An 11968-nucleotide genomic window follows, 5' to 3' on the forward strand; every position below is an offset into this window, starting at 1 on the left:
CTTTGCCTACACCTGCACTAAAGTTTCACTACCCGATAGGGAGCTTAGAACCAACCGCCAACAACAAACCAGGCTGATAGACGCTAAAACTACCTGAAAAAGAAGTCCGTAGCCATTGGAATTGTTCAAAAACCGGTCGCAGATGGATAGAATCAATCTAAACTGTGCTGATTTGAATTTTTCTTTCCTTCACCAATTTCCAAAAGCACTAAGTGGATGGCATTCTACCAATTGAGATGGCCAAACACCTTACGTGCTGACTTTCAACTAGATAAAAACCCACGATTTTCCTTTTAAACTTAATTTCAGGCTGTTAGCCTCCGGAAACAAGTCCAGATAATTGCCGCTTAAGGAAATACGCGACCGCAAATTTTCAGATCTGTATTAACTTTTGTAAACATTTTTTTTCATAAATTACAGAGTGGAATAAGAGTGAATGTTCAATATCTAAGAGAGATATACTAATAACTGGTTTAGATGGTAAGACGTTTATTTCGCATTCAGAACATACCGAAAATTGCGATCAGGATACTTGTATTCCTTTTCATCTCCATAACTGCAACAAATTTCTGTTATTCCCAAAATATGCCTGTTCCTGAAAATATTCAGGCAGCCCTTCTTCCAAAAGTCTTAAAATTCAGCACAACCCTACCTCAGAACTCCAAACTGCGAATGCTGATTGTATACAACAATAATTCGGCGACCAGTAAAGATGACTTAATTCGTGGACTAGGTTCGGCCATGGAAGTAAAAGCAGTCCAGTCTGGAGAGCTCGCGGCTAACATAACTAAATACGACCTGGTTTATTTTATGCCGGGAGTGGACGACATGGCATCGCTGTGTAAAATTCACAAAATACTGTCTGTTTCAGGAATCTCGCAATATGTTGAAGATGGCCAGATTTCGATCGCATTCGGACTACAGAACAACAAACCAAAAATTTTCATCAACCTGACCAGTCTGGCGAAAGAAGGACAATCGCTGTCGTCGGAAATTTTACGAATAGCAAAAGTCTACAATTGAGACATATGAAAAATATACTTAAAATATTATTCTCGTTTCTGCCCGGATTCTTCCTGAACACTCAGGTTGCCGGTCAGGAGAATAAGGTATATAGCAATATGTCGCTGGACGAACTTTTAAATATCGAGGTTGTTGTTACGGCCTCCAAACAACCGGAGGATTTATTTGAAGCGCCACTCTCGGTTACCATTATCAATAAGGATGAAATTAATAAATCGGGAGCAACAAGTATTCCGGAAGCTTTAAGGCTGTCGCCGGGACTAATTGTGCGTGAAATTACACCGGGTAATTACGACGTACAGATCAGAGGGTATGATGACATTACCAAGAACATATACATCCCGCTGCCATATAACACCACAACTTTGGTGATGATCGACAACCGTATTGTTTACAGCTACTTCAGTGGTGGAACATTTTGGGAATCGTTTCCGATTGACATCAACGATATCGAACGAATTGAAGTTGTAAGAGGCCCGGCTTCAGCGCTATATGGCCCGAATGCTGTTTCAGGGGTAATAAACATCATCACGTCACATTCCAATAATAAGGGACTAAACGCTTCGGTCAATGGCACAGCTGGAACACAAAATGCAAAAAATGCCACCGCAAACATCGGCTATAACTGGAACGACCGGACAAAAATTTCGTTCTCAGGCAACTTCACCGAACGTTACCGCTACAATGAACTATACTTCGATTTTAACAAAAAAGGCTATTTCCCGATCGATCAGCTTGAAATGTTTATAAACCCAATTAAAGATGAAACAACTAAAGATCCCTGGAGCTTCGAAGACTATCAGGAAGAAGTAGGCGCCTACTATGATTCGGACCTTAGCTTAAGAAAAATCGGAGGGAATCTATTCCTGAACCACAATTTTTCGGAACAAACAAGCATTGATATTGCTCTTGGAGCGCAGAAATCACAGAGTCAGAAAATTGGTTTCATTAATATGGTAACACCCATTTCACAAAATGAATCAAAGAGTTTTTATTTTGATACACGTTTAAAGTATAAAAACTTCAATGGCCAGTTCAACATCAATTCGGGTCATGATTATAGCAACTACAGCTTCAATTCCTATAAATTCACCAATACCGAAGCAAGCCTGGAGTACCACAAGCAGTTTGGCAAAGTACGAGTCAGGCCAGGTTTGAACTACAAGCATTTATCGTACAACAGTCCGCTCACCTACGACGAATCAATGAACATGAACACATTTGAATATCAGTTTAAAGGTGAACCAAGAAAAGCCAGCACTTACTCAGCCTATTTGCTTTCGGAATGGCGTCCAACGGCGAAACTGAGATTTATCGGTGCAATCCGCATGGATAAATTCGACATCAATAAAAACTATTTCGTTAATTATGAGATTGCGTCGACTTTTCGTTTGAATAAAAACAATTTATTGCGCTATGTCTATTCGGTCGCTAACAAATCGCCGTTCTTTTTAGATACCTATCTGAATACCGACATGGAGACAACAATTAACTATTATGATGAAAACACGAACACAATAGCTCCAATTCCGGCATACATCTCCATTCAGGGGCAGGAAGACCTTAAGTACCCTACCATCAGCAATCATGAGCTCTGCTGGAGAACTAAGTTTAACTCAAATACAAGTCTTGATCTAGAGCTGTTCTATTCGAAAGTCAGAAATTTTGTCAATGCAAATCTATACCGGCAATATGAAGTCATTCAACAGTTGAACCCGGAAAGTGGCACGGACTCTCTGATCTCGATTGATGTTGACGGACAGGTACTATTCGAAAATTACGACTTGACAGCGAACCAATTTGGTGTCGGATTCACCTTCAACTATGATTTCAGCAATAAGTTAAATGCAAAACTGTATGGCACTTATCAAACAACCAAAATATCGGGGAGAAAAGACATTGACTTTGTTACTACCGGTATTCAATTGAGTCCGGTCACTAGTGATAATATCCTGAAGGTAAAGGTAAATACAACCATGAATCCAACACAATGGAACGAAGCACTAACCCCTTCTTTTTACGGTGGATTTTTACTGAATTACAGACCCGGAAAAAACTGGAATCTGAGTACCGATGGCTACTTCTATTCGGACCAAAAATTCACCTACTACAATTATTACAAACTAGGAAATGAATCCAGTATTGAAAATGCAAAAGTCCAAGCCAACATCAATACCAATATTATATTGAACGCTAAAGCAAGCTATAAAATCAGCAGCAATTTAAGCTCGTACATCACACTAAGAAACACATTAGGAAAACATTATGAATATGGTTTTGCCGATCAACTAGGTTCATTGGTTCTAATCGGAATTCAATGGGGGCTATAGGGCACGAATATGATGCAACAAGCCGGATAATAAACGACAGGAAACACAAGATCGCATGACGAACAAATTTAAAATACGACTATTCTTCGCCATTTTGGGACTGATTCCATCAGTTTCAACTGGACAGGTTAACAGTGTGTATGAAAATATGTCGTTGGATGAGATTCTGAATGTCGATGTTGTTGTTACAGCCTCCAAGCAGCCTGAAGATTTGTTTGAAACACCACTGTCGGTTACCATTATCAAAAAGGAAGACATCTACCGCTCGGGTGCCACAAGCATCATGGAAGCTTTGAGGTTATCACCCGGTTTAATTGTACGGGAAGTTACTCCCGGCAACTTCGATGTTCAGATTCGTGGATTCGACGATATGACCAAAAATTCGTACATCATTCTGCCCTACAATACAACCATTTTGGTAATGATTGACAACCGGATCGTTTACAGCTATTTTTCAGGTGGAACGTTCTGGGAAACTTTACCCATTGACCTCAATGATATAGAACGAATTGAAGTAGTTCGGGGGCCCGCATCAGCCCTTTACGGACCAAACGCGGCAACTGGCGTTATTAACATTATAACCTCGCATTCGGATGAAAAAGGGGTGAACGCATTCGCCTCGGGGACAATTGGAGCGGATAAAACAAAAATAGTAAATACTAATTTCGGGTATAACTGGAACAATAAGACCAAACTTAGTTTCTCCGCCAATTTTTCAGAACGTCAACGTATCGATGACGAATACTACAATTGGCACACCAAAGAATACACAACTTTGGACAGTATGAGTATGATGATGGATCTTGAAAAAGATAAAACGACGCACGAACACTGGAATTATCAGGACTTCAGCGATTCGTTGCAAACGGACTACGATGTTAATCTGAGCTTGCAAAAAATGGGCGCGAATGTGTTCTTCGACCATCAGTTTAACGAACAATCCAATCTTAATCTGGCCTTTGGAGTACAAAAATCACAATGCCAAAAACCCGGGTTTCTGAATTTTGCGACACCGATTTCACAAAATAATTCAACCAGCTATTACTTCGACAGTAAACTTAGGGTTCGGAATATTTTCGGCCATTTCAATTTTTCGGCAGGAAAAGATTTAAATAGCCAGCGAGCCAATTCATATAAATACCTCAATACCGACGCGAACTTTGAATACCTGCTTCAGTGGTCAAAATTCAGCCTGAGACCCGGAGTTAGTTTTAAACATTGCGAATACAATAGTCCAATCACTTACGATGAACCATTTGATTTTGCACTTTTAAACTACCAGTTCAAAGACGAACCACGAATTATGAATTCGGTGGCTACATCCATTCTTGCCGACTGGAAGCCGTTTCCCAAATTAAGAATCATAGGCGGTGGCCGAATTGACAAATTTAATATCAATAGCAATTATTTCACTAATTATGAGATCGGTGCAACCTATCGGTTAAATAAAAGCAATCTGATTCGTGGCGTACTTTCGCATGCTTCCCGCTCGCCGTTCATATTTGACACCTATTTGAACGCCACAATGAATATGAATTACCAATATCAGGTTGAGACCAACGAAGCGACTGTAAATATGCCAGTCGAGCAAAAATTTCTGGCCAGAAAAGACCAAAAATACCCGACCATAAATAGTGTTGAACTGAGCTGGCGAAACAACATCAGTGATAAGGTTAGTTTCGATGTTGAGCTATTCGCTCAGAGAATATATAACCTCGAAATATCGAATTTCTACCGCGAACTACAAACGTTATATCAACTTACACCGGACAATCAGATTGATTCGCTTATCTCGGGATCAGGATCTATGGAGGTCTACTTCGAGAATTTTGACATTGGAGCAAATCAGTATGGAATGAGTTTTATGCTTCAACTAACACCGAATCCGAAGTTAAACATGAAGTTTTACGGAACACTTCAAAAAACAGTACTTACCGGTATTACCGATGTCAGGTTCAACACAACTGATACACAGATAGAGATAAACGAAGAACTGAATACCATGAATGTGATTACGTATTCGAATACCAACCTGACACTTTGGAGCGAAAACCTCACTCCTGCTTTTTATGGAGGGTTTGTGCTAAACTACACGCCGATCCGTCGTTTTAACATCAACCTAAACAGCTACCTGTACAGCAAACAAACATTCGCGGGGGTTCCTTTCTACAACATCATTTCGGACTACACCGGCGAATTCTACGACAATTACATGACCATTAACCCGTATGCAATTGTCAATGCTAAAGCTTCCTATTCGATGAATAAAAATACGAAATTGTATGTCTCGCTGAAAAACATGCTGGGCAAACACCGCGAATTTGGATTTACCGACAATATTGGAAGTTCAATTCTTGTTGGATTTCAATGGAACTACTAAACCAAAAAACATGACACAATTAATTACAAAAACCAACCCCATGAAAAAATGGCTATTCTTTTCAACGCTGATCGTTTTAGGTGTTTTGGTGCTTTCTTGTGAAAAAGACGATGATGATGATAATTCAAGAAAAGCACTTTTAACCGGTGAAACCTGGATCGTAACAAGTAAACCAATCACACCTGCTGTTTCGTTAATGGGAACAACGATTAGTGATATCTCGATCCTTGATTCTGAAGAAGTCAGGAATTACACCTACAAATACAATGAAGATGGCACAATGATCCAATATGACAGTTCGAATCAGGAGATTTTTCAAACTACCTGGTCGTTTAATACAGACGAAACAATTCTGACGCATAACCCCGGCATCGTGTTTAATTACCCAATCGTTGGTGATATTAGTCTGACCCAAGCCACAATCGTTTCAATCACAGCCGACAATATGGTTATGTCAATCCCCTCTACCTATGACGGGGTAAATTATACAGTCACTCTAAATTTTGAAGCAAAATAACCGTTTGGCCAGACCAATCGCAAAGGAAAAACAACAGAGCTAACTCACTGATACAGAAATTATGAACTTATTCAAAAACCTGTCGATAAAACTGAAAATGATCCTGATTATCCAATTGGTTTCATTGCTGTCGCTATTGATTGGTTTTTCGTATATGATTGTGCGGAATATTTCGGATTACAAGCAAGACATGATAAGCAATGCCAACATCAATGCCAACCTGATTGGTGAGTTTAGCGCAGTTCCGCTGGCATTCGATGTCTCTGAAAACGCGAATGAAACGTTGGAAAAACTAAAAAGCATTCCGTCGATTGAAGTTGGAATCGTGTACAATAACAAAAACGAAATCTTCGCGGAATTCAATCCTCAAGAGAACAAAATCGACATTCATCCCAGTGACATCAAGAATTCCGGAAGCTATTTTAAAGACAATTATCTGCACATTTTTCAAACCATCAAATACGACAATGAATTTGCCGGAACCATTTATCTCCAGGTATCCACCGAGGAGCTAGGCGCTAAAATAACGAGCTACCTGTACACCATGCTGTATTTGCTTGCCGGACTGCTATTGGTTAATTACATCCTTGCTTTGGCGCTCCAGCGAATTCTGTCTGACCCGATCCTGAAACTAACCAATGCAACCAAAAAAATCACTGCGGAAGGCGACTACCAGCTTCGCGTTGAGAAGTATGGGAACGATGAAATCGGGATATTAGTGGATGAATACAACAACATGCTCGAACAAATCTACATCCGGGAGGAATCGCTAAAACTTAGGACTACTGAACTTTCGAATGCGCTCGATGACCTGACCAATACACAGCGAAAACTGATCGATGCTGAAAAAATGGCAGCGCTTGGCCAGTTGGTCGCTGGTATTGCACATGAAATAAACACACCTCTGGGCGCCATCCGTTCGTCAGTCGAAAACATCAAAAGTTCCCTAAATTTCCTGTTAAGGGATTATCCTGAATTTATTTCGCGCTTACCTGCCCCTCTTAAGGAATCGTTTTTTAACCTTACAAGGGACTCGCTGAATAATCAGGTCATGCTGACTTCAAAAGAAGAGCGAACCTATAAAAAAGCCATTATAAAAACACTCGAGGAACACCAGGTTAAAAACGCCTATTCCGTTGCCGACTCATTGGTTGACATGTTAATTTACACCAATGTGGAAAACTATCTCGACCTGCTAACAGCTGAACAAAGTGACGAAATTGTTGATATGGCTTACAAACTTTCAGGGCTTCAGCGAAGCAGAGGAAACATCGAGTTTGCAGCTGCCAAAGCTTCGAAAGTTGTATTTGCACTCAAAAATTTTGCCCGAATTGGGCACTCTGATGAAAAGATATATGCCAATGTAATTGATGGGATAGAAACGGTTCTGACCCTTTATTACAACCAAATTAAACAAGGTGTTGAAGTTACAAAAACCTTCGACGATATTCCTGAAATACTTTGCTACCCGGAAGAACTCCATCAGGTTTGGACCAACATTATTCACAATTCAATTTATGCGATGGAGCTTCAGGGAAAAATGGATATCAGAGTATATACCAAAGAAAAGGATATTGTTGTTTCTATTACCGACAGTGGAAAAGGAATCCCTCCGGAGATAAAGGATCAAATTTTCAAACCATTCTTTAGCACCAAGCCTTCAGGTGAGGGAAGCGGCATGGGGCTGGATATTGTAAAACGAATTATCGAGAAACATAATGGAAATATTGAAGTGGAAAGTAAACCGGGGGAAACTACATTCCTGGTATACCTCCCAATTGAAGTGAATGCTCAAACCCAATTAAATAGCGCGTCATGAGTAAAAATGTAATTCTTTGCGTGGATGATGAAAAAATAATTCTGGACTCCATCAAGGCTCAGCTGAAGGAATACTACGGAAATTCATTTTTATATGAAACAGCCGAAAGTGCAGCTGAAGCGCTGGAAATTATTGATGAAATAATGGTGGATAAGGACATTAAATTAGTCATCATTACAGACTGGTTTATGCCTGTTATAAAAGGGGATGAATTTTTGTACCTGGTGCATCAAAAATATCCGCTGACGTTAAACATCATGTTGACGGGTCATGCAGATCCGGAATCTGTTAAACGATCAAAAAAAGAAGGCAATTTGTTTCGGTGCATTAGAAAACCCTGGATTGAAAGTGAATTGATCTCGACCATCGATTCTTGTTTGGTGCATACTTAAAATGTGTTTACTATGAAAAAAAGAATAATTTTTTGTGTCGACGACGAGAAAATTGTCTTAAATGCGCTTAAATCTGAGTTGAAAAACTCTTTTGGTGATCAATATATTATCGAAACAGCGGAACATGCAGCTGAAGCACTGGAAACAATCGATGAGCTATTGGCATCTGGTTATGAGATTCCGATAATCATTTCGGACTATGCTATGCCTGGGATAAAAGGAGATGAATTCTTAGAACTAAGTCATAAAAAGAACCCACAAATACTAAACATCCTATTAACCGGACAGGCTACGATCGAAGGAGTCACAAACTCTATCAACAATGCAAACCTTTTCAGGTACATTCCGAAACCTTGGGAAAACCACGACCTGACACTCACGATTGAGCAAGCGATTAAAAGTTATGATCAGGAACTTACGCTGCAACGCCAAAACAAAGAATTGCGCGAATTGAGCCAATCACTGGAGAAAAAAGTTGAACAGCGAACCCAGGAACTGCAAAACATGAATTTATTGCTTCTTGAAAATCAACAAGAGATAAGCCTAAAAAATGAAGAACTTGAAAATCACCGGAATAATCTGGAGAAGCTCATCGAAATCAGAACCCATGAATTGAATATCGCAAAGCAAAAGGCCGAAGAAAGCGACCAACTTAAATCAGCTTTTATGGCCAATATCTCACACGAAATCAGAACTCCAATGAATGGAATTATCGGTTTTGTAGAACTCTTAAAAGCACCCGACACAGACGAATCATTGAAAGCGGAAGCAATGGAAATCATTGAAAAATGCAGCTTCCAACTGATGAATATTATCACCGATATTGTTGAAATATCGAAATTAGACTCCAAGCAAATTAAACCGGTATTATCAGGCTGTATGATTCATAAATTGCAGGCAAATCTGCACGCGATCTTCCTGCGAAATATGGCCAACAAAAACGATCTTAAATTTATTAAAACTGGATTCGACAAGGAGTTAACTTGTATCACGGACGAAGTAAAGTTAAATCAGATATTAACCAACCTGATCACTAATGCCATTAAAAATACGCCATCCGGTACTATTGAACTCGGATATTCATTGAGAAAAAACACCGACATCTTGTTTTATGTGCGCGATACCGGTATTGGCATACCAAAAGAGTTTCACGAACTCATCTTCGAGCGATTCCGGCAAGTGGACACCAAATTGAACAGAGAAAAAGGCGGCACCGGTCTCGGCTTAGCTATTTCGAAAGCCTACGTGGAGCTTTTGGGCGGAACGATGTGGGTGGAATCCAACCCCAATGAAGGATCAACTTTCTTCTTTACAATACCTTATAAACCGATAAATCAGGAGCCTTTAGTAGTTAAGAATGGATTTAGTTGCCACGACAAAAATTTTGCCGGCCTTACTATTCTTGTGGCTGAAGACATAGACACAAACTTTAAACTGATAGACTATGTTTTGAAGAAGGAGAAAATTAATGTTATCAGAGCCATAAATGGAGAAGAAGCGGTAAATATATGCAGAACCAAAACAGCGATTGACCTGGTATTAATGGATATGAAAATGCCAGTAATGGATGGAATTGAGGCAACAAAGAAAATTATGGAATTCCGCCACGATCTGCCAATTATCGCTCAAACAGCATATGCCTTTTCCGGTGACAAGGAAAAAGCCCTGGAATGCGGTTGTATTGATTACATTTCAAAACCAATAAAAAGTACGGAGTTATTTCAACTCATTTCCAAACATTTATCGCCCAAAATGGCCACGGGTTGAAACCGAATTATTGCCGGTTGTACCTTTTTGAAATTTCTATCCCATGCAGCTGTTGTCCAGCGTCTATAGCGTCTCGTTTTCAATGCTCTCAACAATGATTTGGTATGGTCAATCTCTTAACGCCAGTAAAAAATCCAAATCATCCATCCCACTTATGTCTGCCGGATTGCTTCCGTTCCTGAGAATTCAGGGTTTTCAATTCCTAATCTTTCTTTCGTCGCCCCCAATTTGCCGAATTCTGTGTTCAGTAGGCGTGAAAACAAAAAGCAGCTACAAAAACTAATTTGTAACTGCTCGATAATTAAGTGGGCCCACCTGGGCTTGAACCAGGGACCACCTGATTATGAGTCAGGTGCTCTAACCAACTGAGCTATAGGCCCTAAATATTTAAGAAAAATATTTTCTGCTAATTTCAATTTTATTTTCGACTCTCTGAACTGAGTCATCCCTTCAATCGAGACACGCATACTTCCGGCCTCTGAATTTCGGTCTGCAAGTTTACGACATTCGAACTAAAAACACAAGCAAAATTTCAAAATTCAGTTTCCCGGCCCAAAGCTTACTAGTCATTCGTTTCCGATGTACCTGACGATTCAGGTGCGCCTTCTTCATTCTCCTGGTCTAACCGGCTAAAAAGACGCCAATAGAAGAGAATAACGGAAAAGATACCAACGGTAATGGCTGAATCGGCAACATTGAAAACAGGTCGGAAAAATAAAAACTCCTGCCCGCCAATACCCGGAACCCACGAAGGGTAGTGTCCGGAAAACAGTGGGAAATAGAACATATCAACAACCTTGCCATGCAGAAAACTGGCATAGCCACCGCCATCGGGAAAAAGACTTGCTACTTGTCCGTAACTATCGCTAAAAATCATTCCATAGAAGATACTATCGATAATATTACCAACCGCTCCGGAAAATATTAGCGCAACACAGGCAATGAATCCCATCGGTATGTCGTCTCGCTTTACCAATTTCAGCATATACCAGGCGATTCCAACAACGGCAACAATGCGAAATAAACTAAGGAATATTTTCCCGTATTCTCCGGCAAACTCAAAGCCAAAAGCCATTCCGTTGTTTTCAACAAAATGAATGATGAACCAATTTCCGAAGACTGAAAACTCTTGCCCCAGAAACATATTGGTCTTGATCCAGAATTTTAAAATTTGGTCAATTAAAAGCACCGCGACGATGATCAGAACTGACTTTTGTAGTTTTGACATGTTCATTTGAATTCATAAAAAAAAGATTGGAAGAATGAATCTCCCAATCATATCTTGCTATTGCTTTCGATCTACTTCTGACTGTTTTTAGCTTCGATACTTAGGGTTGCATGAGGCACGGCGCGTAACCGTTCTTTTGAAATCAGCTTGCCGGTTTCGCGGCAAATTCCAAATGTTTTATTCTCAATGCGAATCAGTGCGGCTTGCAAATGTTGAATAAATTTCAATTGACGCTGTGCCAGTTTCCCGGCTTCTTCTTTTGACAATGTAGCAGCTCCTTCTTCCAAAACTTTAAACGTTGGTGAAGTATCCTGGGTGTCATTCCCATCGCTGAGCGTAATCGAATTCTTATACAACTCATAGTCTTTTTGAGCTTTCGCAAGCTTACCTAAAATGAGCTCTTTGAATTCTGCAAGTTCAGCATCCGAATATCTGGTCTTTTCTGCCATACCAAAAATTTTTTAGTTCGTTAGTTCCACCGAATGATCTTTCATTCGGTCTCTAAATTAAAA

At 39.9% G+C, this 11968-nt stretch carries 9 protein-coding genes and 1 tRNA gene; 7 read left to right on the plus strand and 3 right to left on the minus strand.

Going from position 1 to position 11968, the window contains the following annotated elements; genetic code table 11:
* The first annotated feature begins 585 nt into the window (after nt 1-585).
* The 7 genes from ABZD21_RS08540 to ABZD21_RS08570 all read left to right on the plus strand — a co-directional run bounded on the left by ABZD21_RS08540 (nt 586) and on the right by ABZD21_RS08570 (nt 10228).
* A complete protein-coding gene (locus ABZD21_RS08540; protein WP_372774393.1) occupies nt 586-1023 on the plus strand; it encodes a YfiR family protein in 438 nt (145 codons plus the stop codon).
* 5 nt (nt 1024-1028) lie between these two features.
* Nucleotides 1029-3353, plus strand: coding sequence for a TonB-dependent receptor plug domain-containing protein (locus ABZD21_RS08545; protein WP_372774394.1), 2325 nt, complete (start codon nt 1029-1031; stop codon nt 3351-3353).
* 55 nt (nt 3354-3408) lie between these two features.
* The gene (locus ABZD21_RS08550) at nt 3409-5733 is read left to right on the plus strand and encodes a TonB-dependent receptor plug domain-containing protein (RefSeq protein WP_372774396.1); all 2325 of its coding nucleotides are present in this window, start codon (nt 3409-3411) and stop codon (nt 5731-5733) included.
* Between the two features lie 10 nt (nt 5734-5743).
* Nucleotides 5744-6250 (plus strand): hypothetical protein, encoded by a 507-nt coding sequence (locus ABZD21_RS08555; protein ID WP_372774398.1) that lies wholly within the window; start codon nt 5744-5746, stop codon nt 6248-6250.
* A gap of 61 nt (nt 6251-6311) precedes the next feature.
* The gene (locus ABZD21_RS08560; protein ID WP_372774400.1) at nt 6312-8069 is read left to right on the plus strand and encodes an ATP-binding protein; all 1758 of its coding nucleotides are present in this window, start codon (nt 6312-6314) and stop codon (nt 8067-8069) included.
* Nucleotides 8066-8461, plus strand: coding sequence for a response regulator (locus tag ABZD21_RS08565; protein WP_372774401.1), 396 nt, complete (start codon nt 8066-8068; stop codon nt 8459-8461). Before ABZD21_RS08560 ends, ABZD21_RS08565 begins: the two co-directional genes overlap by 4 nt.
* 12 nt (nt 8462-8473) lie before the next feature.
* Nucleotides 8474-10228 carry a response regulator gene (locus tag ABZD21_RS08570; protein WP_372774402.1) on the plus strand — a complete coding sequence of 585 codons (1755 nt, stop codon included), beginning with the start codon at nt 8474-8476 and terminating at the stop codon, nt 10226-10228.
* A gap of 306 nt (nt 10229-10534) precedes the next feature.
* On the opposite strand, the gene ABZD21_RS08575 is transcribed toward ABZD21_RS08570, so the two are convergent.
* The 3 genes from ABZD21_RS08575 to ABZD21_RS08585 form a co-directional block, all read right to left on the minus strand.
* A tRNA-Ile gene (locus ABZD21_RS08575) sits at nt 10535-10608 on the minus strand.
* Between the two features lie 182 nt (nt 10609-10790).
* Complete coding sequence (locus ABZD21_RS08580; RefSeq protein WP_372774404.1) at nt 10791-11456, minus strand: lipoprotein signal peptidase; 666 nt, start codon at nt 11454-11456, stop codon at nt 10791-10793.
* Nucleotides 11457-11527: 71 nt separating this feature from the next.
* On the minus strand, nt 11528-11905 hold the full coding sequence (locus ABZD21_RS08585; RefSeq protein ID WP_372774406.1) for a TraR/DksA family transcriptional regulator: 378 nt from the start codon (nt 11903-11905) through the stop codon (nt 11528-11530).
* Nucleotides 11906-11968: the final 63 nt, after the last annotated feature.

Source organism: Mangrovibacterium sp. (genome assembly GCF_041596335.1).
Taxonomy (GTDB): domain Bacteria; phylum Bacteroidota; class Bacteroidia; order Bacteroidales; family Prolixibacteraceae; genus Mangrovibacterium.